Annotated in this window: 22 protein-coding genes; 14 read left to right on the top strand and 8 right to left on the bottom strand. The window is 67.9% G+C overall.

The features are described from left to right. Nucleotides 1-90: 90 nt before the first annotated feature. Together ACTIE5_RS25425 and ACTIE5_RS25420 are read left to right on the top strand one after the other, a co-directional pair. Nucleotides 91-1629 carry a hypothetical protein gene (locus ACTIE5_RS25425; protein WP_439552533.1) on the top strand — a complete coding sequence of 513 codons (1539 nt, stop codon included), beginning with the start codon at nucleotides 91-93 and terminating at the stop codon, nucleotides 1627-1629. Between the two features lie 61 nt (nucleotides 1630-1690). Further along, nucleotides 1691-2158 carry a GlcG/HbpS family heme-binding protein gene (locus ACTIE5_RS25420; RefSeq protein WP_439552532.1) on the top strand — a complete coding sequence of 156 codons (468 nt, stop codon included), beginning with the start codon at nucleotides 1691-1693 and terminating at the stop codon, nucleotides 2156-2158. Between the two features lie 18 nt (nucleotides 2159-2176). Here ACTIE5_RS25420 and ACTIE5_RS25415 read toward each other — a convergent pair whose 3' ends face one another. After that, nucleotides 2177-2557 carry a rhodanese-like domain-containing protein gene (locus ACTIE5_RS25415; protein WP_439552531.1) on the bottom strand — a complete coding sequence of 127 codons (381 nt, stop codon included), beginning with the start codon at nucleotides 2555-2557 and terminating at the stop codon, nucleotides 2177-2179. 101 nt (nucleotides 2558-2658) lie between these two features. Here ACTIE5_RS25415 and ACTIE5_RS25410 point away from each other — a divergent pair, with 101 nt between their 5' ends. Next, entirely contained in the window at nucleotides 2659-3786 is a 1128-nt protein-coding gene (locus tag ACTIE5_RS25410; RefSeq protein ID WP_439552530.1) for an MFS transporter, read from the top strand. Here ACTIE5_RS25410 and ACTIE5_RS25405 read toward each other — a convergent pair whose 3' ends face one another. Then, the gene (locus ACTIE5_RS25405) at nucleotides 3787-4599 is read right to left on the bottom strand and encodes a M48 family metallopeptidase (RefSeq protein ID WP_439552529.1); all 813 of its coding nucleotides are present in this window, start codon (nucleotides 4597-4599) and stop codon (nucleotides 3787-3789) included. Between the two features lie 110 nt (nucleotides 4600-4709). Here ACTIE5_RS25405 and ACTIE5_RS25400 point away from each other — a divergent pair, with 110 nt between their 5' ends. Genes ACTIE5_RS25400 through ACTIE5_RS25390 form a run of 3 tightly spaced genes read left to right on the top strand, consistent with a single transcriptional unit; the run spans nucleotide 4710 to nucleotide 7192 of the window. Further along, nucleotides 4710-5411: an NAD-dependent deacylase gene (locus ACTIE5_RS25400; protein WP_439552528.1), complete on the top strand. Its 702-nt coding sequence runs from the start codon at nucleotides 4710-4712 to the stop codon at nucleotides 5409-5411. Continuing rightward, nucleotides 5408-6457: a tetratricopeptide repeat protein gene (locus ACTIE5_RS25395; RefSeq protein WP_439552527.1), complete on the top strand. Its 1050-nt coding sequence runs from the start codon at nucleotides 5408-5410 to the stop codon at nucleotides 6455-6457. The genes ACTIE5_RS25400 and ACTIE5_RS25395 overlap by 4 nt, the downstream gene beginning before the upstream one ends. A 24-nt stretch (nucleotides 6458-6481) precedes the next feature. Continuing rightward, nucleotides 6482-7192, top strand: a complete 711-nt coding sequence (locus tag ACTIE5_RS25390) for a trypsin-like serine peptidase (RefSeq protein WP_439552526.1) — start codon at nucleotides 6482-6484, stop codon at nucleotides 7190-7192. Nucleotides 7193-7315: 123 nt separating this feature from the next. On the opposite strand, the gene ACTIE5_RS25385 is transcribed toward ACTIE5_RS25390, so the two are convergent. After that, nucleotides 7316-9802, bottom strand: coding sequence for a response regulator (locus ACTIE5_RS25385; protein WP_439552525.1), 2487 nt, complete (start codon nucleotides 9800-9802; stop codon nucleotides 7316-7318). 376 nt (nucleotides 9803-10178) lie between these two features. On the opposite strand from ACTIE5_RS25385, the gene ACTIE5_RS25380 reads away from it, so the two are divergent. The 6 genes from ACTIE5_RS25380 to ACTIE5_RS25355 all read left to right on the top strand — a co-directional run bounded on the left by ACTIE5_RS25380 (nucleotide 10179) and on the right by ACTIE5_RS25355 (nucleotide 16084). Beyond that, on the top strand, nucleotides 10179-10853 hold the full coding sequence (locus tag ACTIE5_RS25380) for a substrate-binding periplasmic protein (RefSeq protein WP_439552524.1): 675 nt from the start codon (nucleotides 10179-10181) through the stop codon (nucleotides 10851-10853). A 78-nt stretch (nucleotides 10854-10931) separates the two neighbouring features. Continuing rightward, nucleotides 10932-11903, top strand: a complete 972-nt coding sequence (locus ACTIE5_RS25375; RefSeq protein WP_439552523.1) for a tripartite tricarboxylate transporter substrate binding protein — start codon at nucleotides 10932-10934, stop codon at nucleotides 11901-11903. Between the two features lie 65 nt (nucleotides 11904-11968). Beyond that, entirely contained in the window at nucleotides 11969-12958 is a 990-nt protein-coding gene (locus tag ACTIE5_RS25370) for a Bug family tripartite tricarboxylate transporter substrate binding protein (protein WP_439552522.1), read from the top strand. 69 nt (nucleotides 12959-13027) lie between these two features. Continuing rightward, nucleotides 13028-13984, top strand: a complete 957-nt coding sequence (locus ACTIE5_RS25365) for an acetyl-CoA carboxylase carboxyltransferase subunit alpha (RefSeq protein ID WP_439552521.1) — start codon at nucleotides 13028-13030, stop codon at nucleotides 13982-13984. A 30-nt stretch (nucleotides 13985-14014) separates the two neighbouring features. Then, entirely contained in the window at nucleotides 14015-15508 is a 1494-nt protein-coding gene (locus ACTIE5_RS25360) for an MFS transporter (RefSeq protein WP_439552520.1), read from the top strand. Nucleotides 15509-15622: 114 nt separating this feature from the next. Then, entirely contained in the window at nucleotides 15623-16084 is a 462-nt protein-coding gene (locus tag ACTIE5_RS25355; protein WP_439552519.1) for a hypothetical protein, read from the top strand. A 260-nt stretch (nucleotides 16085-16344) separates the two neighbouring features. Here ACTIE5_RS25355 and ACTIE5_RS25350 read toward each other — a convergent pair whose 3' ends face one another. Further along, a complete protein-coding gene (locus ACTIE5_RS25350; protein ID WP_439552518.1) occupies nucleotides 16345-16914 on the bottom strand; it encodes a tyrosine-type recombinase/integrase in 570 nt (189 codons plus the stop codon). A 551-nt stretch (nucleotides 16915-17465) separates the two neighbouring features. Then, nucleotides 17466-17906 carry a DUF6641 family protein gene (locus tag ACTIE5_RS25345; RefSeq protein WP_439552517.1) on the bottom strand — a complete coding sequence of 147 codons (441 nt, stop codon included), beginning with the start codon at nucleotides 17904-17906 and terminating at the stop codon, nucleotides 17466-17468. A 299-nt stretch (nucleotides 17907-18205) separates the two neighbouring features. Here ACTIE5_RS25345 and ACTIE5_RS25340 point away from each other — a divergent pair, with 299 nt between their 5' ends. Further along, nucleotides 18206-18505 (top strand): hypothetical protein, encoded by a 300-nt coding sequence (locus tag ACTIE5_RS25340; RefSeq protein ID WP_439552516.1) that lies wholly within the window; start codon nucleotides 18206-18208, stop codon nucleotides 18503-18505. Nucleotides 18506-18999: 494 nt separating this feature from the next. Here ACTIE5_RS25340 and ACTIE5_RS25335 read toward each other — a convergent pair whose 3' ends face one another. The 3 genes from ACTIE5_RS25335 to ACTIE5_RS25325 form a co-directional block, all read right to left on the bottom strand. Next, the gene (locus ACTIE5_RS25335) at nucleotides 19000-19467 is read right to left on the bottom strand and encodes a hypothetical protein (RefSeq protein ID WP_439552515.1); all 468 of its coding nucleotides are present in this window, start codon (nucleotides 19465-19467) and stop codon (nucleotides 19000-19002) included. A gap of 552 nt (nucleotides 19468-20019) precedes the next feature. After that, nucleotides 20020-20730 carry an AAA family ATPase gene (locus tag ACTIE5_RS25330; protein ID WP_439552514.1) on the bottom strand — a complete coding sequence of 237 codons (711 nt, stop codon included), beginning with the start codon at nucleotides 20728-20730 and terminating at the stop codon, nucleotides 20020-20022. A gap of 89 nt (nucleotides 20731-20819) precedes the next feature. Further along, on the bottom strand, nucleotides 20820-21593 hold the full coding sequence (locus tag ACTIE5_RS25325) for a hypothetical protein (RefSeq protein ID WP_439552513.1): 774 nt from the start codon (nucleotides 21591-21593) through the stop codon (nucleotides 20820-20822). A 283-nt stretch (nucleotides 21594-21876) separates the two neighbouring features. On the opposite strand from ACTIE5_RS25325, the gene ACTIE5_RS25320 reads away from it, so the two are divergent. Further along, nucleotides 21877-22656: a hypothetical protein gene (locus tag ACTIE5_RS25320; protein ID WP_439552512.1), complete on the top strand. Its 780-nt coding sequence runs from the start codon at nucleotides 21877-21879 to the stop codon at nucleotides 22654-22656. Nucleotides 22657-22816: the final 160 nt, after the last annotated feature.

Raw genomic sequence — 22816 nt, 5'->3', positions numbered from 1 at the left:
CAGCGCTCCCCCCCCCCCGCGCCAACCGCTTCGCCACCTAAACCTCGCGCACTGGTTGCCCACGAACCCGTGAGCCCATATCACGCCGCCATGCGTGGCCTGATCAGACCCTTCCTGGACCGACCGGCCCTCACCGGCATCGCCCTCGGCGTGCTGGTCGTGCTCGGCCTGGTGGGGGATGTGCTCCAGCCCGCCTTCCCCGCCGTGCCGATCCTCGCCTTGCTGGCCGCCATCGGCCTCGGCGCCGGCCTCGCCTTGGCGCGGGCGCAGCGGGAAGCCTCCTGGCCCCACGGCGTCATGACCACCGCGGCCCTGCTGCTGGCGGGGTTCGGGCTGATCGCCGGCCTGCAATACATCACGGGCATCCAGCGCGGCGTGCTCGGCAGCCTCTCCTCCTCCATCGCCGCCCGGCAGGATGGCTGGTTCGGGGAACCGCGCCACGACGTCGCGGCGATGGAACAGCTGCGCGGCGCGCTGGACCAGGCGGAGCCGCCACTCCGCCCCCGCCCGGCCTCGGCCGATGAATTCCTCTACAACGCCATCCTGCTTCGCCACCGCGACGAACCCGTGCAAAGCGCGCGCGCCCTGGCGGAGGCGATCCGCCGCGCCGCCGACCCGCGCCCGGACGCCCTGCTGCTGCATGACGGGCTGATGGCGACCGCGCTGCCCGGCGTTCGCGACGCGCTCTCCACCCTGCCCGCCACCCTGCCCGCGGCCTTCCGGGAGCATGTGGAGGCCATGGCCGCGCCGGAGGGGCCCGAACGCATCGCCGCCCTGACCCGAATCGTGGAACAGGACCCGGAGGCGCTGCTGGCCGCGGCCGCGCTCGCCCGATCCCTGATCGTCGCCGCCGGCCCGCAGGGGCCGACCGTCGCCATGGCCGGGCGCATCGCCGCCCTGATCGGCGCCTTCGAGGATGAGGACAGGCTGCCCGCCTTCGCCGCCCGCTTCCTCCACCAGGCCTCAGTCGCGCAGCTGCAGCAGGAGATGCTGGCCCTGGCCTGGACGCGCGAAGTGGCCCAGCGCCGCCTGGCCATCAGCGCGGTCGCGCCACCCCCCGGCCAGCCCAACCAGCCCATCCTGCTGCGCGTCATGGCGCCCGAACCCGCGACCTCCGTCCAGTTCGTGCGCGGCACGGATGCGGAAGGCGCGGTCTGGGCGGAGGTCGCGCAGCGCGCCGGCGAACCCGCGCCGACACTGCGCATGAACCGCCCCTGGCGCCTGCAGACCCTTCGCTTCCGCTATGTGGACCGGGATGGCGTGATGGCGCCGGAAGTGGCCGCCACCTTCGACCCCGCCCAGGCGATCCGGGACCAGGCGCAACGCACCCTCCAGCGGCAGGGCACCTTCGCCAGCTTCGCGCCGGGGCGGCTGGCCGGCGGGCGGCTGAACAACTTCGCCGTGGCGGGGCACCTCCGCGCCGGGCTGATCGCGGTGGAATGGGCGACCGACGCCGAACGCCGCCCACGCGTGGTGCCCGTCGGCGTGCCAGATGAGGTGATCCTGGCCGGCGACCCGCCCCGCGCGGTGGTGGAGATGCAGGCCCCCGCCAATGCCCGCACGCTGATCCTGGTGGCCGTCTTCGCCGATGGCAGCCGGTCCAACCCGCTCGAGCTGCCGATCCGCTGAGGCCCCCTTCACAACGGCCCACTCAGCCCGCAGACAGCGCCATCAACGGAGAGAACACGCCATGAGCAACGCCGCCCCCGCCGGATTCCAGCACGGCATCACCGCCGCCGCCGCCCGCACCATCGTCGATGCGACGCTCGCCAAGGGCCGCGAACTCGGCCTGGCGCCGCTGACCGTCGTGGTGCTGGACGCCGGCGGCCACCTGAAGGCCGTGATGCGGGAGGATGGGTGCAGCCTGCTCCGCCCCGATATCGCCTGGGGCAAGGCCTTCGGCGCCATGGCGCTTGGCTTCGGGTCCCGCGAACTGGCCCGCCGCTCCACCGCCATGCCGGGCTTCATGAACGCGCTGTCGGACCTCGCGGGCGGCCGCGCCGTGCCGGTGCCGGGCGGCGTGCTGGTGCGGGCCGCCGATGGCGCGGTGCTGGGCGCCGTCGGCGTTTCTGGCGATGCGTCCGACAAGGACGAGGTCTGCGCCGTGGCCGGCATCACCGCCGCGGGCCTGGCCGCGGATACGGGCGACGCTGCCTGAGGTTAAGGAGCCCGGCGGTCAGCCGGGCTCCACCGCGCCGCCTGCCTCCACCCAGTCCCGGAACCCGCCGAGGTTCCGGACATCGCCATAGCCCATGTCCTTCAGCGTCTTGCCCACCAGCGCGGATCGCCCGCCGGAGGCGCAATAGACCAGGATCGTGGCGGCCTGCTTCATCGCGGGGTCATGCGACGGGCTTTCGGGATCGGCCCGGAACTCCACCAGGCCGCGGCTGACGGCCATGGCGCCGGCCGCTTTCCCGCTCGCCTTCACTTCGGCGGCATCCCGCACATCCAGCACCAGCACGCCAGGCTTCGCGGCCAGGGCCACGGCCTCCGCCGGCGCGATGCGCGGCACGGCGGCATTCGCGGCGTCCAGCATGTCTTTCACGGTCAACGGCATGGCGCTCTCTCCCGGTTGTTGGGGCCAGCCTGCCCCGTCCCGGCCACCATCGGCAACCCGCCCGCGGTGGAGCGCGCGGCGGTTCCGGTGTAGGCGGGCGCGTGCCCCTTCTCGCCCTCGCCTTCCTCGCCTTCATCGGCCTCGGCCTGCCGGACCCGATGCCGGGCAGCCTCTGGCCCTCGCTCCGCCCGCATTACGATGTGCCGAACGCGGCGCTCGGCCTGGTGCTGGCGGCGGTCGCCACGGGCTATGTGGCGGCGGGGGTGCTGACGGGGCGGATGATCGCGCGCGCGGGCATCGGCGGCGTGCTGGTGGGCAGCCTGGCGGCCACCACCCTGGCGGCAGCCGGCCAGGCCTTCGCGCCGCCCTGGGCGGGCTTCGTCGCGCTGGCCGTGCTGGCGGGCTTCGGCGGCGGGGCGGTCGATTCGGCCATGAACCTCTTCGCCGCATCCCGCTTCAAGCCGGGCCACATGAACTGGCTGCACGGCTTCTGGGGCGTCGGTGCCACGCTCGGCCCCGCCACCGCCGCCGCGCTGCTGGCGGCGGGCTTCGGCTGGCAGGCCGGCTATGCTGCCGTGGCGCTGGCACTCGGCGCGCTGACCGTTTGCTTCCTGGTCACGCGCGGGCGGTGGGAGGACGGCACCCCCCGCCCCCCGGCAGACCGCACCAACCCGCTTGCCGTGCTGCGGCACCCCGTGGCGCGCCTGCAGGCCGCGGTCTTCTTCCTCTATACGGGGCTGGAGGCCGGGGCCGGCCAATGGGTCGCCACCATCATGACCGGCGCGCGCGGCGCCACGCCGGCGGAGGGCGCGGTCGCCGCCACGCTGTTCTTCGCGGCGCTGACGGGCGGCCGCCTGGCGCTGGGCTTCGTGCTGGACCGGATCGGCGCCGACCGCGTGCTGCGCCTGCTGACACCCGTCGCCCTGCTGGCCATGCTGGCCTTCGCGCTGGGCATCGCGGATCTGGTGGCGCTGGCCATCTGCGCCCTGGCGCTGGCGCCGATCTTCCCGACCGTCATGGCCCGCACCCCCGCCCGCGTCGGCCCGGCCCTGGCCGCGCAGGCCGTGGGGGTGCAGGTGGCCGCGGCCACCATCGGCGTCGCCGTCATCCCCGCCGGCCTCGGCCTGGGCGCGGACCTCGCGGGCGGGCCCTGGGTGGTGCCGTGGCTGCTGGTGGGGCTGGGCGTGGTGCTGACGGCGATGATCTGGCGGCTGCCGGTGCGGCGGTAGCTACACCCCCCGCCGCGGCGGTAGCGCCCCATTGCTGCGTGCCAGGTCGCGCATCGCCTCATCCCACCCCGCCACCCGTTCCGGCCCCGCCGGGTGGCTGTCGAGGATCCCCGTCTCCATCCGCCCCGACAGCCGCGCCATGGTCACCAGGAAGCCCCGCGCCTTCCCCAGATCCACCCCCGCCCGGTACAGGATCGCCGCCGCCAGGTAGTCGGCCTCCCGCTCCTGCTCCTTGGAAAAGGCCAGCCGCCCGACGGCCCCGCCGAGGTTGGCGCCGCTTTCGACGCTGCGCCACGCCGCGCGGGCGCTGACGGGGCCGGACGCCGCCGCCGCCACCGTCGCCGCCGCCATCACCGCCGCGCCGATCACGCTGCCGATCGCCCGCGCATCCCCGCTATTGGCGACATGGTTGGCGGCGTGGTGGCCGATCTCATGCCCGATGACGAGGGCGACCTCCTCCTCATTCGCCGCGTATTCCATGATGCCCTGGTTGATGACGATGCGGCCATCGCCCCCCGCCCCGGCATTCAGCGTGCGGTCGCGGCTGGTCCGCACCTCCCACCGGCAGACGCCCACCGCCATTTCCTGGCACAGCCGCGTGGCACTGGGCCGGATGCGTGCCAGGGCGGATCGCATCATCGCCTGCGCATCGCGTTCCGACAGCGGCCGCCGGGGCGGCGCGTCCCCGGCCTCCGCCACCTCCGCCTGCGCCAGCGCCACCTGGGCGCCGCCCACCGCCGGCACCTGGTGCACCGCGCCGGCACAGCCGCAGAGCATCCCGCCGCTGGCCAGGAAAAGACGCCGTCCCATCATGGGGCGGACCTCCGCAAACCCGTTCTGTTCGGCGAACAATGGCGCGGGGCGGCGCCGGCGGGGAAGCGGATTCGGCGCGACGCCCGGCCGCGCCGCGCTAGGATGGGGCCATGCGCTCGAAAAACATCGTCATCCTCACCGGCGCCGGCATCTCCGCCGAATCGGGCCTCGCCACCTTCCGCGACAGGGACGGCCTCTGGTCGAAAGTCCGGATCGAGGATGTGGCGACGCCCGAGGCCTTCGCGCGGGACCCCGCCCGCGTCCACGCCTTCTACAATGCCCGCCGCGCCCAGCTGCGCGATCCCGCCATCACCCCCAACGCCGCCCATTTGGCGCTGGCGGAGCTGGATGCGCGCTGGCCGGGCGAATTGCTGCTGGTGACGCAGAATGTGGATGACCTCCACGCGCGCGCGGGATCGCGCCGCATGGTCGCGATGCATGGCGAACTCGCGAAAGCCCGCTGCCTGGAATGCGAGGCCGTGCACCGCTGGGCGGAGGACCTGTCCACCACCACCCCCTGCCCCGCCTGCGGCAAGACCGGCGGCATGCGGCCGCACATCGTCTGGTTCGGTGAGATGCCGATGCAGATGGAGCGGATCGGCGCGGCACTCGATGCCTGCGACCTCTTCGTCTCCATCGGGACGTCGGGGAATGTCTACCCGGCGGCGGGCTTCGTGGCGGAGGTCGCGGGCCGGGCGCGGACGCTGGAGCTCAATCTCGAACCCAGCGCCGGCAGAAGCCGCTTCGATGAGGCGCGGCACGGGAAGGCGACCAGCCTCGTGCCAGAATTCGTGGCAGAACTGCTGGCATGACCGCGCTGCGCTTAGTCACGGCCGTGTTGCTCCTCTCGGCCATCACGGCGCAGGCCCAGCCCGCCGCCCCGCCCAGCATCCTCGCCTGCGACCGTGCCGCCGCCGCGCCGCATGACCCGACCCGGCCCGAAGGCGTGCCCGGCGTGCTGTTCGACCGGCTGGACCCCGCCGATGCGCTGTCTTGCGACCAGGCAAGGCGCGACGCGCCCGGCCTGCCGCGCCTGCCCTTCCAGTTCGCCCGGCTGCGGGAACGTGCGGGGCAGGAGGCCGAGGCGGTGGCGCTGTACCGGGAGGCCGCGCGGGCCGGCCATGTCGCCGCCACCGTGCGGCTGGCGCGGATCGTCCCGCCCGGCTCGCCCGATGGGGCCGAGGCCATCGGGCTGCTGCGGCAGGCCGCGGAGGGGGGGAGCGACCTCGCCTTGATCGGCCTCGCGGAGTTGCTGGCCCATGGCGCGCCCGGCCTGCCGCAAGATGAGGCGGAGGCGCTGCGGCTGCTGCGCCGCGCCGCGCAGGGCGGCACGCCGGAAGCGATCTTCGCCCTCGCCCTGCTGCGCATGGGCGACCATCGGGGCCCCTTCGGCCGGCACGATTCCGTCGTGATGGACCAGATCGAGGGCGCGCGCCTGATCCGCCTCGCGGCGGAGCGTGGCCATGCGCCTGCCCAGGCGCACCTCGCCCTGCTGCATCAGCACGGCCTCGCCGTGAATGGTCAGCTGATCGTCACGGAGGATGAGGCGGAGGCGCTCCGCCTCTATCGCCTGGCGGCGGAGGGGGGCGATCTCTTTGCCCTCAACAGCATCGGCGTCTTCCATGAGGAAGGGCGCGGCGGCCTGGCGCGCGACGATGCGGAGGCGCTGCGGTATTACCGCCTGGGCGCGGCGCGCGGCTTCGACGTGGCGCTGTTCAACATGGGCCGATTCGCCCTGGAGGGCCGCGGCGGCCTGGCCCGGGACCGGGACGCCGGGATCGCCTGGCACCGGCAGGCCGCGCGCGCCGGCAATCTCGGGTCGCAACTGGCGCTGCAGGCGCTCGGCCTGGACTGGTAGGGAGGCCGGGGCGCAGGCTGGCCCATGCGCCATGCCCTGTTCCTCGCTTTGCTGGTCCCGGCCATGGCCACCGCCCAGCCCCTGCCGCGCCCGGGCCTCGATCCCGCGGCGGAGGAAGCGCGCCACGCCGTCGATATCCGTCAGCCCCCCTGGTCCAGCCTGGTGCGCGTCCAGACGGAGGCCGGCACGCGCTGCACCGGCGTGCTCATCGCCCCGGATCGCGTGCTGACCGCCGCGCATTGCCTGGTGGCGCCGCAGACCGGCAACCCCGTCCTCGCCAGCCGCACCCATGTGCTGGCGGGCTATGACCGCGGCGATTTCCAGGCCCATGCGCGGGTGCGGGCGATCCGCCTCGGCCCGGGCTTCGACCCCGCTGCGCGCGGCCCGATCGGGGCGGATTGGGCGCTGCTGCGCCTGGCTGCCCCCCTGCCCGGCCCGGTGCTGCCGCGCGCCGCGCTGCCGATGGCGGCGACGCCGGCCATGCTGGCGGGATGGCAGCAGGATCGCGCCCATGCGCTGCTGGCCGATACCGCCTGCCAGGTGGAAGGCCGCTTCCGCGACCCCGGGCTGCGCTGGCTGATCCGGCACAATTGCGCCGCCACGCGCGGTTCCTCCGGCGGGCCGCTGTTGGTCAGGCAGGGGGATGGCTGGGCCATCGCCGGCATCGCCGCCGGCGCGCAGCGCCAGGCCCGCGGCGGCCTGGCCGTGGCGCTGGAAGGGCTGGATCTCGATTGACGGCGGGCATCGAACAGGACAATATGCCTACGCCAACGCCCCATCTGCGCCCCGTCCCCCCCCCGAAAACGGTGCTAAAGGTGCTAAAAGGGCTAAAGGCATAGTATTTTTTAGGGACTGCCCTCAGGCCGCCTGGGACCCCGCCGCCTTCGGCGCCAGGCCCAGCTTGCGCAGCAGCAGGTCCCGCTGCACCGGCTTGCCCACGTAATCATCCATCCCCGCCTCCCGGCATTGCCGTTCGAATTCGGGGCCGACGGCAGCGGTCAGGCCGATGATATGGGTGCGGCGGTTGGGGCCGGGGTGGCCGCGGATGCCGCGCGTCGCTTCCAGCCCGTCCATCACGGGCATCTGCAGGTCCATCAGGATCACGTCGTACTGGGCGGCGCGGGCGGCCTGCACGGCCTGCTGGCCATCACCCGCCACCACCACGGACGCGCCGGCACGGCTCAGGATGGTCTTCATCACCAGCTGGTTGGTCGGGTTGTCCTCCACCAGCAGCACCCGCACCTGCGGGCCTGGCGCGGCATCGACGGCGACCGGCGCCTCCACGCGCGGCGCGGGCGCGGCCGCGGGCCGGGGCGGCGCCAGCGCCACCAGCAGCGCGTCCCGCAGCCGCGTCGGCAGGGCCGGCTTCAGCAGCAGCCCGTCCAGCACGCCCTGGCCGTTGGCTTCCCGCGAATCGGTGGAGCCGGAGGCGCAGAGCAGCAGGCGCGGCCGGCCGAAGGCGTCCCATTCCTGCCGGATGCGCCGCGCGAGGGCGAGCCCGTCGCCATCCGGCAACTGCCCGTCCAGCACCGCGGCCTCGAAGGGCCGGCCCTGGGACGCCGCCTGGCGCAGCGCCGCCAGCGCGGTGCCGCCATCGGCCACGGCGATCGCCTCCGCCCCCATGCCGGCCAGCTGCCGGACCATGATCTCCCGGTTCAGGGGCAAATCGTCCACCACCAGGATGCGGCGGCCGGTCAGGCCCGTCAGCGGCAGCTGGTCGCCCTCGACCCGCCCGATCTTGACGGTGAAGCGGAAGATGCTGCCGCCGCCATTCCGCACGCCGGCCAGGCGCGGCACCGCCTCGATGCCCCCGCCCATTTCCTCGGCGAGTTTCTTGCAGATCGCGAGGCCGAGGCCCGTGCCGCCATATTTCCGGCGGATGGAGGCATCGGCCTGGGTGAAGCGTTCGAAGAGCATGCCGATCTTGTCGCGCTCGATCCCGATCCCGGTGTCGGAGACGGAGACGCGCAGCCGCCAGTAATCCAGCTCCGCCTCGATGGAGATCGCGACCTGGATCCAGCCGGTCTCCGTGAACTTGATGGCGTTGCCCACCAGGTTGAACAGCATCTGCCGGATGCGCCCGGGGTCGCCCACCACCTTGTGCGGCAGGTCGGGGGCGAGCGCGCAGACCAGCTCCACCCCCTTCGCGGCCGCGCGGGGGGCAAACAGCTCCACGATCGTCGCGATCTCCTGCTCCACGTTGAAGGGCACGCTTTCCAGCTGCAGCGCGCCGGCTTCGAGCTTGGAGAAATCGAGGATGTCGTTCAGCACCATCATGAGGTGCTCGGCGCTGCCCTGGATCGTCTCCGCATAGCGGCGCTGCACGGGGTCGAGGCCCGTGTCCAGCAGCAGGCCGGTCATGCCGATCACGCCGTTCATCGGCGTGCGGATCTCATGGCTCATGGAGGCGAGGAATTCCTCCTTCGCCCGGCTGGCGGCGACGGCGGCGCGTTCGCTTTCCGTCAGGCGCTGGCCCTGCATCTTCAGCGCCTGGGCCTGGCGCACCAGCAGCCACAGCGCCACCAGCGTGACCACCGCGGCGGCGGCGACGCCCGCGGCCAGCAGGGCGCCGAGGCGGTTGGCGGTATCCAGCGCATCGACGCGGCTGCGCGCCGTCTCCACCACGAAGGTGCCCTGGCGGGTGACGGCGAAGGAGGCGACGACCTCCGACGCATCCTGGTCCACGCCGGCCCAGGTCCCGGTCTCCCGCCGCGGCAGGAAGTCCCGGAAGATCCAGGAGGATGAATTGAGCTCCCCCACCCCCTGGGTCGCGCCGTCGGACCGCGCCAGCAGCAGGCCCTGGAAGGAATGGACGCGGACGATGGCGCCGAAGGCATCGGCATGGCGCCGCGCCACGCCCACCAGGTAGTCCGGGTTCAGCACCGCGACGATGGCGCCCTGGAACTCGCCCCGCGCGCCGCGCATCGCCCTGGCATAGGGGATGGAATAGAGCCCGCCAGCCTGGGCGATGGTCCGCCCCTGCGGCCCGATGAAGCGCCCCGGTTCCGGCGCGCCGAGGCGCAGCGCCTGGTTGCCGAAGCGCAGCAGGCGGAACCATTCGCGGTCCGCGACCGATGCCTCCCGCAGCCCCTCCACGGAACTCGCGATGATGAAGCCCTGCGCGTCGGTGATCAGCAGGGCGCGCATCTGCGGCACATCCCGGATCCGGCCGGTGATCTGGCGGGTGACGATGGCGGGGTCGGTCTCCACCAGCCGCTCCGCCACGTCCATCACGACCAGGTCCACGGTCTGCATCGCGCGGGTCAGCTGGTCCGCCAGCCCGGCGGCCACGCCCTGGGTCAACCGTTCCGCTTCCGCGATGGCATCCTGTTGGCCGCGGTGCATTAAGATGCTGTAGATGCCCAGCAGGCATAGGGCGACGAGGCCGACCGCCGCCGAGAAGAGCAGCCACGGGCGCGGCTCGCTTGGCTTCGGTGCACCGAGGCCAAGCGAACGCCTGAAGGCGGCACGGAGTAGGGCGATGCGTGGGACCATCTTTGCGACGGCCATTATCGGCCTGTTCGTCTTAATTTGCGAGCGCGGTGAAGGCGTTCTGGCGCAAACATCGACAGCGCAACAGTCCGGCTCCGCTACGCCGTTGATTTCGGCCCCAGTTTCGCCCGCCGCTCCGCCGGCCGCAGCGGCCACGCCCCCCGCCGCCACCGCGGCACGGGCCGAGCGCCTGCCCGTTATTCGCGCCAGAGGCGAAGTCCGGGTCTGCATGTGGCCCGAGTATTTCGCCATCTCCTACCGGAATCCCCGGAACGGGGAGCTGGAGGGGATCGACATCGACATGGCGCGCGCGCTGGCCGCCCGGCTCAATGTCCGCCTGACCTTCGTCGAGACCAATTTCGGCGAGTTCATGGACCGGGTGGATGATGGCAGCTGCGACATCGCCATGATGGCGGTGGGCATCACGCCGCCCCGGGCGCAGCGGATCGCCTTTTCCAAGCCCTATCTGGCCAGCCCCGTCTATGCGGTGACGACGCGCACCAACACCCGCATCCAGGCCTGGCGGGACATCGACAGCCCCGGCACCGTGGTCGCGGTAGCCGCCGGCACCATCATGGAACCGCTGATGCGCGAGTCGCTGCGCAACGCGGAGATGATGGTGGTCCGCATGCCGAGGACGCGGGAGGGGGAGATCCTGTCCGGCCGCGCCGATGTCTTCATGTCGGACTACCCCTACACCCGCCGCATGGTGCTGATGCATGACTGGGCCCGCGTGATCGATCCGCCGGGCCGGTTCGGGGAGACGCTCTACGCCTATGCCGTGCAGCGCAACGACGCGGCCTGGCTGAACGAGGTGAACGCCTTCCTGGAACGCGCGCGGCTCGACGGCACCATCACCCGGTCCGCCACCCGCCATGGCCTGGCGCCCATCCTGCTGCCCTGAGGCGCCGACCCTGCTTGCCCGGCGCGGTCGGCGCTGTCACATGACGGAGGCCAAACGACCAAATCGGGAGAAGACGTCATGCTCACCCGCCGCGCCGCGCTTGCGGCCACGCTGGCCACGCCCGCCCTGCTGCCCCGTGGTGCTTCGGCCCAGGGTGCATGGAACCCGGAACGGGGCCTGACCATGGTGGTGGCATTCGCCGCCGGCGGGGGCACCGACCTCGCCGCCCGCACCATCGCCCGCTTCATGGAACGCGACCTCGGCCAGCCCGTGGTGGTGCTGAACCGCCCGGGCGCGGGGGGCGAGATCGGCTTCACGGAACTGGCGCGCGCGCGGCCGGATGGCCTGACCATCGGCTTCATCAACACGCCCCATATCGTGACGCTGCCGATCGAGCGGCGGACGCGCTTCCAGCTCTCCGACTTCACGCTGATCGGCAACATCGTGGACGATCCGGGCGGGCTCTGGGTGATGGCCGACAGCCCCTACCGGACGCTGGAGGAATTGCTGGCCGCGGCCCGCGCGCGGCCGGAGACGATCGGCTACGGCACCACCGGCATCGGGTCCGACGACCATCTGGCGATGCTGGCGCTGGAACGCACGAGCGGCGCGAAATTCCTGCACGTGCCGTTCGGCGGCAGCGCCCAGGTCAAGCAGAACCTCCTCTCCCGCGCCATTCCGGTCGGCGTCATGAACGTGGCGGAGGGGGTGATCGAGATGAACCAGGGCGTGCTGCGGCCCCTGGCGCAGATGGGGGAGACGCGGTGGCAGCCCCTGGCCCAGGTGCCGACGCTGCGCGAGAAGGGCTTCGACGTGGTCGAGGGTTCGATGCGCGGCATGGCGGCCCCCGCCGGCCTGCCCGCCCCGGTGCTGGAACGCCTGGCGCTGTCCGTCCGCCGCACGGTGGAGAACCCGGAGTTCCAGGCCTCCGCCGTGCAGCAGAACCTGCCGCTGCGCTTCCTGGCGCCCGATGCCTATGCGGCGGAGCTGCGGGCGCTGCAGGTGCGGTACCAGACCCTCTGGAACGCCCATCCCTGGCGGGAGGGCTGATCGCTTCCCGCTATCCCTCCGGCGGTCGACGGGCTTAAATGCCCGCAAGACCGCTGGAGGAAACAATGATCATCACCCGTCGCGGCTTCGCCGCGCTGGCGCCCGCGGGCCTTGCCGCCGCCACGCTGCCGCTGCCGGCCCTCGCCCAGACGGGCGGGGATTATCCGAACCGCCCCATCCGCATGATCGTGGGCTTCGCCGCCGGCGGTGGCACGGACCTCACGGCCCGCACCATGCAGCCCAAGCTGCAGCAGGCGCTCGGCGGCACCATCCTGATCGACAACCGCCCCGGCGCCGGCGGCAATTTGGCGACCGAGATGACCGTGCGCGCGGCGCCCGATGGCTACACGCTGCTGATGGGCACCATCGCGGCGCTGGCCATCAACCCGACCATCTACCGCAACCTGCCCTTCGACCCGGCGGCAGATCTGACGCCGATCAGCCAGTCCGGCTCCATCCTGAACGTGCTGGTGGTGCCGGCGGACCGGCCCTGGCGGACAGTGGCCGACTTGGTGGCGGCGGCGAAGGCGCGGCCTGACACCCTGACCTACGGCTCCTCCGGCGTCGGGGGCGCGGGGCACCTGGCGGGGGCGCTGCTGGACCAGATGGCGGGCATCACGACCGTGCACGTGCCCTATCGCGGCGGCGGCCCGCTGATGACGGACATGGTCGGCGGCAAGATCGACTTCTCCTTCTCCACCGCGCCCACCGCCATCCCGCAGATCGAGGCCGGCAAGCTCCGCGCGCTCGCGGTCCCGACCCTCCAGCGTTCCTTCCTCATGCCCCAGGTGCCGACGGTGGCGGAGACGCTGCCGGGCTACGAGGTCGGCAACTGGTACGCGCTGGTCGGGCCGAAGGGCCTGCCCCAGCCGATCGTGGACAAGCTGAACGCCGCCATGCGGGCCACTTTGGCCGACAGCGATGTCCGCGCCCACCTGGCCCGCCACGGGGTGGAGCCCACCCCCTCCTCCCCCGACGAACTCGCCCGCTTCATCCGGGACGAGACGGCGAAATGGGCGCCCATCGTCCGGGCCAGCGGGGCGAACGCGGATTGAAGCCGGCTGCCTGAGCATGGAGCGGGAGCGCTTCCGCCCGGCACCGTTCCGGGCTAAGCCTCCCGCCCCATGCGCCACTTCCTGGAATTCGAAAAGCCCATCGCCGAGCTCGAAGGCAAGATCGAGGAGCTGCGCCGGGCAACCGACGCCGGCGGCATCGATGTTGCCGAGGAAGTCGGCAAGCTGCGGGACAAGGCGGAAGCCCTGCTCCGCCAGACCTACGCCAAGCTCACGCCCTGGCAGAAGGCCCTCGTCGCCCGCCACCCGGAACGCCCGAAAGCGGCCGACTACATCCGCGGCCTGATCGAGGAATGGACGCCGCTCGCCGGCGACCGCGCCTTCGCCGACGATGCCGCGGTGCTGGCGGGACTCGGCCGCTTCCGGGGCCGCGCCGTCGCCGTGCTGGGCACGGAGAAGGGGCGCGACACGGAAAGCCGGGTGAAGCATAATTTCGGCATGGCGCGGCCGGAGGGCTACCGGAAGGCCAAGCGGATCATGGAACTCGCCGGCCGCTTCGGCCTGCCGATCCTGAGCTTCGTCGATACCGCCGGCGCCTTCCCGGGGATCGAGGCCGAGGCGCGCGGCCAGGCGGAAGCCATCGCGCGGTCGATCGAGGCCGGGCTCGATGCCCCCGTCCCCTTCGTCGCCACCATCATCGGCGAAGGCGGGTCGGGCGGTGCCATCGCGCTGGCCGCGGCCGACCGCGTGCTGATGCTGGAACACGCCATCTATTCCGTCATCTCGCCGGAGGGGTGCGCGAGCATCCTGTGGCGCGACGCCGCCAATGCACCCCAGGCCGCGGAAGCGCTGCGCCTGACGGCGGAGGACCTCCGCAAGCTCGCCCTGATCGACGCCATCATCCCGGAACCGCTGGGCGGCGCGCATCGCGACCACGGCATGATGCTGGCCGCCGTGTCCCGCCAGGTATGGGATTGCCTGGAGCCGCTGATGGCGCTGGATGGCGCCACGCTGCGCGCCCGGCGTCGCGAGAAGTTTCTCGAAATGGGCCGCACGGGCGTCGTCTGACGCCCGGCGGCATGGGATGATCGGCGCCGCATGGCTCCTCCCGATGCGCCGATCCCGCCTGCCGAGCTGAAACGGCTTTTCTTCCGCATCTTCCCCGCCGTCGCGCTCGCGATGTTCGGCGCCGCGCTGGACCAGACGCTGGTCGCGGCCGCGCTGCCGGCCATCGCCCGCAGCCTGGGCGATGTGGAGCGGGTTTCCTGGATCGTCGTCCTCTACCTCGTCGCCAATACGGTGGCGGCGCCGGTCTATGGACGGCTGGGCGATGCCTTCGGGCGCCGGCGGATGCTGCTGGTGGCGCTGGGCTTCTATGCCGCCGGGGCCTGCGCCTGCGCCGTCGCGCCATCGCTGTCCTGGCTGGCGGCGGCCCGCATCGTGCAGGGCTTCGGGGGCGGGGGCCTCATCAGCCTGTCCGTTGCCCTGATCGCGGAGGTGGTGCCGCCGCGGGAACGCGGGCGCTTCCAGGCCTGGATCGCGGCGGTGTTCACGGGGGCCAGCGCGCTCGGCCCCGTGCTGGGCGGGTTCCTGACGGGGGAATTCGGCTGGCGCAGCGTCTTCATGCTGCAATTGCCGCTGGCCATGGTCGCGGCCTGGCTGGCGGTGACGCGGTTGCAGGCGACCGCGAAGGGATCCTCCCGCGGCTTTGCCTTCGACTGGTGGGGCCTGGTGCTGTTCAGCCTGTTCGTGGCGCCCGCCCTTCTGGCGCTGGACCAGGCTCGCAAGCTGGCCACGCTGCCGCTGCTGGTGGCGGGCGGCCTCGCCCTGGTGGCGGGCCTCGCGCTGTGGCTGCTGCTGCGGCAGGAAAGGCGGGCGCCCGATCCGCTGCTGCCGCTGAACCTGCTGGGTGACGCCACGATCTGGCGCACCAACCTGATGACGGGCCTGGTGAACGGCGCCTTCGTCGGCTCCATCGCCTTCCTGCCGATCTACCTGACCACGGTGCGGGGCCTGAGCCCTTCCGAGGTCGGCTTCGCGCTGCTGCCGCTCTCCGCCTGTTCGGGCTTCGGCGCGCTGATGGCGGGGGCGGGGCTGGCGCGGACGGGGCGGACGATGCTGTGGCCCGCCATCGGGCTGACCCTGGCGACCATCGCCCTGGCGGTGATCGCGATCGGCGCGGGGGCGATACCGATGACCCTGCTGGCGGTGCTGCTGGCGGTGGCGTCGCTCGGCTTCGGGTCCTCCTTCCCCATGGTGCAGGTGACGGTGCAGGTGGCGGCGGGGCGGGAGAGGCTGGGCAGCGCCACCGCCTCCGTCCAGTTCAGCCGGTCGCTGGGCGCCGCCACGGGCACGGCGCTGCTGGGCGCGGTGCTGTTCGGCGCGCTGGTGGTGGCGCCGGGCGATGCGGCCGGGCTGTTCGTGGCGCTGGTCAACCAGGGAAGCGGGGCGCTGGCGGGGCTGGCGCCGGCGCCGAGGGCGCTGTTCCAGGCGGAATTGCTGGACGCCTTCCGCGCCCTGTTCGGCGCCGCGGCGCTGCTGACGGGGGTGGCGGCCTGGCTGTGTACGCGGGTGCCGCTGCAACGGGTCTGATCGGCACGTTGCTTTTTTAATCAGGTTGCCGAGATTTCATTCAACCCTGGATCACATAATCTTGCCCAGGCTGGGGCCTGCCCGCAGGGTGGCGCGGGGGAGGAACCACATCGCATGACAGAGAATTCGCCGAAGGGCCTCGGGCGCCGCCTGCTGGTCATCCGCCTGGGCGCGGCGGCGCCGGGCCTGGCGCTGGCCGGTGCCGCGGCCGCCGCCCCGGCGCGGCAGGCGGCGCCGGAGACGGGCGCGACCCAGATCCAGCGCGGCTATACCGGCCTGAATGACAGCGACCCCAGCGATGGGGCCGGCTATGGCCGCGGCCAGCGTCGCGGCACGGGCATCACGGACAGCGACCCGAGCGACGGCCCGGGCAATGGCCGCGGGCAGCGCCGCGGCACCGGCATCACCGACAGCGACCCGAGCGACGGCCCGGGCAATGGCCGCGGGCAGCGCCGCGGCACCGGCATCACGGACAGCGACCCCAGCGACGGCCCCGGCAATGGGCGCGGGCGGCGGACGGGGCTTACGGACAGCGACCCGAGCGACGGGCCCGGCCAGGGCCGCCGGGGGCGCTGAGCGCGCATCTCGGAAACGCGAAAGGCCCGGCGCCATCGGCACCGGGCCTTTTTCATGGGGTGGCGGCCTGGTTCAGGCCTTGCCGTGGCAGTGCTTGTATTTGTTCGCATGGCACTTACTGCGTTGTTTTCGTTGAGAGAATTATGCCCTGATCGCTTAAGCCTAACATCTGCCTGACTTGATACGGTGATGCATCTGGTGGCGCCACCCAATGATCTGGGCGCTTGTGCATTTATTCATATGCACATGATCGCGCCAGATCAGCCCATGAGTTCCACAGCAGCACGCTTCTGGTCATCGTTCACGTCGATGTAGCGCTGGGTGGTGCTGATGCTGCGATGCCCAGCCAGGCTTGCCAACACCCTCACGCCTACCCCCTTGTGCGCCAGCGTGGTGATGAAGCTTCTGCGTCCGCTGTGGCTGCTGGCACCATCCAGACCTGCTGCACAGTAAATGTGGTTGATGGTCTGGGCGAGGGTGTTGGCTGAGAACCCATCCCGCTTCTGGGTGCGCAGCAGCGGTCTGTCCGGGACGATGATGCCCTGGCTGCGGGTGTAGGCAGCAAGTTCCTTCCTGAGCCTGTCGCTTACGAACACGGTGCGTGGCTGATGCCCCTTGGTCTGCGCAGCTGACAGCCGGATCTCGGGCTTCACACTTCCGTCCTGCGCGATCACGTCCGACCAGCGCAGCGCAGCCACTTCCCCCACCCGCATGCCAGCCCAGTGCGTGAGCAGGAGAGAGATGCGGTTGCGTGTGGCATGGGCTCGCGTGGCAACATGGTCCAGTGCCTTGCGCAGCTCTCGGGGGCTCAGGGTGCGGGCTTGGCTCATCGCGCAAAACCTAATGATTTCGTTCTGTTCGTATAAACTAATAGGTTGTGGGCGCGCGACCAGAACCAGAACGCGCATAAATCCAACGACATCAATGGCTTCGGGCAAAACCTAATAGTTTCAGTATTTCATGTGGTCTTTGTCACGCGATCAAGACCATAGGGTGTAGCACATAGGGTATGCCCTTGGAGTGATTTCAGGCAGAACTCTCCATATACAAAGTTTGTATATGCACAGATCAGCTGGTTTGGCGCTGTGTGCGTGCGAGCACCACCATGATGGCTGCGCAAATGGCGTGGATGGCTGCGTCGCGCTCTGGGGTGCTGATATGGTGGGGAATATAATAAGTTCTCATATCGCTATTTATGCCACCCATGAGAACCATGGCAGCGCACCCACCTTCCCAGATGGTAGCCACACAGGGAATTGCTGAGTGGTAGATCTAGACCCGATCTTGTTGCGATATCCGCCGCTGCATCGAGCAGAGACAGAAAAGGCGCCGTGCGATTGCTCACACAGCGCCTGGAACGGATTTGAATTGGCGAGGAGTATTATCCCTTGCCTGACTTGCGCTTGGTCTCCGTGATGGCTGCATCCATGGCTGCATCCAGTTCACCTGCCCGCACAGCTGCGATCAGCGTGTGGATGGCACCAGGCAGCATGGCGGGGGTCTGGATGCTGATTGCCCGCTTGCCCTTGCTCAGCTCCAGCGATCGAGCCCCATACCTGACCAGCATGGCAACTCCCTCCCCTTCCTGCCACCACCAGGGTCGCACTTGGCGCTCCCGCTGCACACGCACCCGATTGCCGTCTGCATCGCGGCTCCAGCTGGGCTTGATGACCAGATAGCGCTCGCCCTTGGCTTGTGCCTCAGCCAGCTTGAGCTGCTCCTCCAGCTTGGTGATCAGCTTGGTGCGTCGTGCCTCCTGCGGGCTGAGTGCACTCTGGCGCTTGACCTGCGTGATGGTGAGTTTGGCGAGATGGCTCATCATGTGTGCTCCTTGTTGGTGTGCCTGATCTGCTGGCTTCACCAAAAAGGGTCGAGTGGGGAAAGGCATGATGGGTTCTGATTATGTGTGCAGATAGAACCTCATATGGATTACCTAATTTCCTTGCGTGATCTTGCCTTCAAAAGCGGGAAGGTTGCTGCGTGCGCGAGAACGCCCTGAGAGAGCGCGACAGGGTGCCCACAGCAGCTGCGCTACCTGACTACCAAATTCATGGCGCAGCGCCCTGTCTCGCTCTCGTCTTGGGCTGCGTGGTTGCGCTCAGCTGCGGCACTAAATAGCGAATGCCATCAATCACCGATCAAACTATCTACCACTGGCTGCGTGAGCTACAGATTGTGCGCAGCCAATATCATGTGAGCGAACTATGTGGTCGTTCTGCCGGCTGGTTCAGCAGCACGCGATGCCAGGGACGCGATATGCCTGTGAGTGCTGTTCTCGCACTGGTGTGGCACATGGAGAAAAAGGCTGAACAGGAGACAGATAAGCTGGCGCAGGAACGACTGAGGGTGATGATTGCTCGCATGCGTGAGGAATGCACACATCGTGCTGTGCGCAAATTTGGCAACAAGAAATCTCACTGATCAATCTGAATTGCACCCGGCAAGCGTGAAAGCGGTGAGGTGTGGTGTTTGTTCGATCTGCATGCATCCGCATGACTGGATGCCTGATCAATTGATTATCATTCGCCAAGCCATGTCTGGCAGCCACCCCATATCTGAATGCAATCAATATCTATTCGGCGTGCCGTGTGTGGAATTCACCTTATATCTGACAGTCATCTTATACCCGTTCACCGCGGTATATCTGCCAGCAATCTAATATTCATTCACCGCATTATATCTGACAGTCATCTTATATCTATTCACCACGGTGTATCCGTCAGTCATCTTGTGTCTAATCATCGCGTTGTATCTGACAGTCATCTTGCATCTGACTGCATCTATTATCTCTTCATCGCATTATGATAAGCAGTCATTTGACAATAGAATACAATTAACTGACCACCCACATTTGCGAGTGCGTCCATGGTGATATATATGCAATTGTGTATCAGCGTCCCATCGGGTCGCTGCTGTCACTCTGGCTGAGGTATATGCGAAGTCGCCAAGCACAGCGCTTCGCCCTTGCGCCTCACATCCTTGCAAATGTAGTTGAGCCATCCCATGCGATCATGAATGGCTGTGCACATGCTGTATTTACCTGCCTCACGCATGTCGCCCCAGGTGTTCATGAGCAGATCGTGGAATTTGTTTGTTTGCCAATGCTCAGGCAGCTGCACAGCCGCATGATAGTGCCAATTGCGCACCTGCGCTTCGCCTTCCAGCGCACACACTCTGATCAGCTGTGCGTTGTGCCGCTTAACCGCATTGGCACCCCAAACCTGCGTGTCCACCAAGCGCCAGAAGTGCCTTGCAGCGCTCCTGGCTTGTGTCTCATGAATATCAGCCCTGAAATTGAGTGTGAGAGCCACACTCAAAGGCAGATTGCACAGCCATGCCACATAAGCCTGCTGGGCTTGATGTGCCTTGAAATTAATAACCATGCGCTATTTATATATAATGAATTGCGCCAAATCAAATATATGGCTGTCATGCATTAATATTTGCGCATCAGAATGTGTGATCAGCGGCGCTGTAGTGCTGCCAGCCGTCGTTGTGCTCTGGCAGGATCAGCCAACACCTTGGGCTTGATGGGAGCTATTGCTGCAACTCTGCGCTTGCGGCGCCTGGGCTGAATGACTTTGGGCTTGCGGGGCTTGGGAGGCTTTTGCCACTTCCACTTGATGGGTTTGGGCTTGGCACGTGCTGGCACCGCTGCCTTGCGTGCCAACCGAATGAGGTTCTGCAGTTCTGCCCACAGCCATGCACGCTGCCGTGCGCGCGCCTGGTCAGGTGAGAGCTGTGCTTCCAGCAGCTGGTCGTGGGGGATGAATTCGTGCGCTCTCATGGCACCGCTATTTAGCGGTGGCACCCTGGAGCAAGCGCCAAACTATTGTTCCTGGCGCGCCACTTTGCCACCGACACAGTTTGTGGCGCGCAGAGAATTCTGCCCTGATCTGGTTGCCAACGTTTGTTGGCAACCAACCAAGGCTAGGTCAGACCTGATAGAGGCTGGAGATCAGACCCTTTCTGAGCGCCACAATCGCTTCCGTGCCATCCATGATGCGCCGCGCATCAATCTCAGGCGTGTGCTGCATCATCCACACCAGCCCTGCCTGAACCTGCTCAGCGCTGGGCAGCTGCTGCGCGGTCAGTTCCTGCTGGCACACAGCCAGCACACGCGGAACAAACAGCGCCACATTCTGGTCGAAGGTGCTCAGGCGATAGTCCCACAGAATAGGTCGCAGGCGGCTCTTGAGTGCAGAATTCACGTTGTGCACATCGTTGGTGGTCGCCACCCAAACACAGTTAATCCTGCGGCTCAACAGCCAATCATACAGTTCGGTGATCAGCTTGGGCTTGTCATACAATTCGATCTCATTCAGCAGCACCACAGGACGCGACACACCGCTGATCGTGAGCTGAAGATTGATATCGTTCTTGATCTGCCCACACAGACCGCTCCTCAGCGCCTGATACTCGGTGGGACCGTACTCGGGCAGATTACTCGCTGTCTGGTTGCCCCAAATGGTGCGAGCAATCAGCTTCGCCAGACAGGTCTTGCCAGTGCCGCTGGGACCATGCAGAAGAATGCTAACAGTGAGCAGTTTGTTTGAGCACATGCCCTTGATCTGCGTTTCCAGCTGTATATCGGGCCAAACCAAATCATGGATGGTCTTGGGCTCGTAGATAATTCGATAACTCATTTTATTTCCTTTGATGATAGAATAAATTATGTTCTAGATTTGAATGTGAGAGGCGGAATAAGCTTCCGCCCCACTCTCATGCTTCGCGCTTATGCAGCCATCATGCTGTTCACCTCCTTGAGCCGCCGATCGTCCTCGTTGGCAGCGGCAGCCATCTCCGCAGCGCTGAGTTCGGGCATCGCCCGACCCATGCGCTCCAGGTATTCATTCACCAGACCCGTCGCTTCGGTGTAATGAATGATCTTCAGTTGACCGTTGACCTTGATAGCCAGCGCCACGCTGAAGGTGCCGTGGCTGTCCACAGCAAAGTCCTTGATGCTCTGCACAGCAGTCACATTCACAACCGCCTGCACAGGCAGCGTCTTGCAGCCACGCTCCGCCTTGATGATCAGATCGCCGCGACTGATCCGCTGCTTCTCGCTGCCGGTGAGCGGCTTGTTGCGACGGATCTGCCAGATGCCACCGTTCTGTTCGATCCACGCAGCCAGATTGTCTTCGGTTACCTTGCTCTTGTTGGCGATGTTCAGCACGCCAATCAGCGGTGTCACGTCCTGCTTGTGCTCATCGAACACGGCACGAACAATCTTGCCCATGAGCGACATCTTGGGCGAGAACACACGACCCTGCTGCACCAGGTAGGCGCTCAGCACCTTGCCCCAGGCAGCAGCATCAGTGTCATACAGCTTGAATACGCCGTAGGTATCCTGCAGCAGCTGATACAGGCGAGTTTCGCTCGCCTTGTACTCATTTTCCTGCCAATCATTCACAGCAGCAGCCAGCGCACCCACGCTGCGTTCCACCGCTGCCACGCTGGCAGAACTGTTGTGCTTCTTGCCGGTCTTGAGCTTGAACTTACGAACCATAATTAACATCCTTCTCTATTAAGTCGGCAGAATTGCCGACCGCTTGATGAATGGTCTTGCGACCCTTGCAGCGCCCCTCAACATCCAATCCGCCACCGCGCACGAATAACTTGCGCGCACCAGCGCTTGCCGATTTGATTATCAAAGAGCGCATCGAACAGTGTCTCTGCTCGATGGGGTCATTATAGCGTTAAAGCCGTTTTTCCCGCTCTACTAGTTGAGTTGAACATGAACCGGGGAGAGCCACTTTGGCACCTGCGCAGGGGTGTGCTGTAATCGCGCCATGATGGAGCACAGCAGCCTGAAACAGGCGCTCAAGGGCTACTTGTTCCGAGGTGGCAAGCCGCCCCTGTCACCCTCACTGGGTGAAGCGCCCTGCGTGGATCGTGTGCCCTTCAAGGGTGCCACGCAGTATCAAGCCAACCTGTATTGGTGGTGGTGGCACTGCCTGCGGCAGGTGGATGGCTACCTGGACACCTGCGCCCAACAGGGACAGGGAGAGTACAGCTTGCTGTACGCGCACATGGGCGACGTGCGTGGCACCAGCTTCCATGACTGGTTCCTGCAGCGAGGCACCCAATTGTTCGCTGAACCACGAGAGCGCCGAGTGAGGCGCCTGCACGCAGGTGAGGAGGCGCCACCTGAGCAGGAGGCGCTGTGTGTGGTGCTGCCGCTCACGTCCAACCTCACCAGCGCCTTGCAGCAGGTGCGTCGATTGCTGGAGCCGCGGCTCAAGGACGCCAGGACGCGCGAGTTCTGGGAGAGGTCGCACACCCAGTTCCCACTTGCCTCCAAGACTGCCATCCACACCATTCGCCTGGCGCTGATGGCGCGACAGCTGCGGCAGCGCGATCCCAAGGTCACCCTGTTGGAGATGGCTGAGAAGCTGGGCATCAAGGTGGGAGCCACGTTTGTGGACCCCAAGAACAAGCTCACCAGCGAGGCAGCCGACTATCTGCGAATGGGCAACACGCTGGTGAAGTGGGTGGCTTGTTCCGACCAAGAGCATCACGCCACAGGCAGAGTTCTCAGCGCATTTCCCGTAGTAAATGAGCCTGCGTGAGGCTTGTCGAATTGCGCCGGGCTCTGCTGTAGTGGAGAGACATAAATCATCGCATGGTCGCCGAATGACGGGGTAGATCTTGCTGTCAGACTTTGTTGCCACACTTTGTCGGCAGCAAAGTGCAGCAGTCAGATGGCGCGCAGCTTGCGTACAAGTGTTT

The sequence above is a fragment of the Falsiroseomonas sp. genome (assembly GCF_051859025.1).
In the GTDB taxonomy this organism is placed as follows: domain Bacteria; phylum Pseudomonadota; class Alphaproteobacteria; order Acetobacterales; family Acetobacteraceae; genus Falsiroseomonas.
The sequence above is the reverse complement of the archived record's forward strand: the minus strand, read 5'-3'. Positions and strand labels throughout refer to the sequence as shown.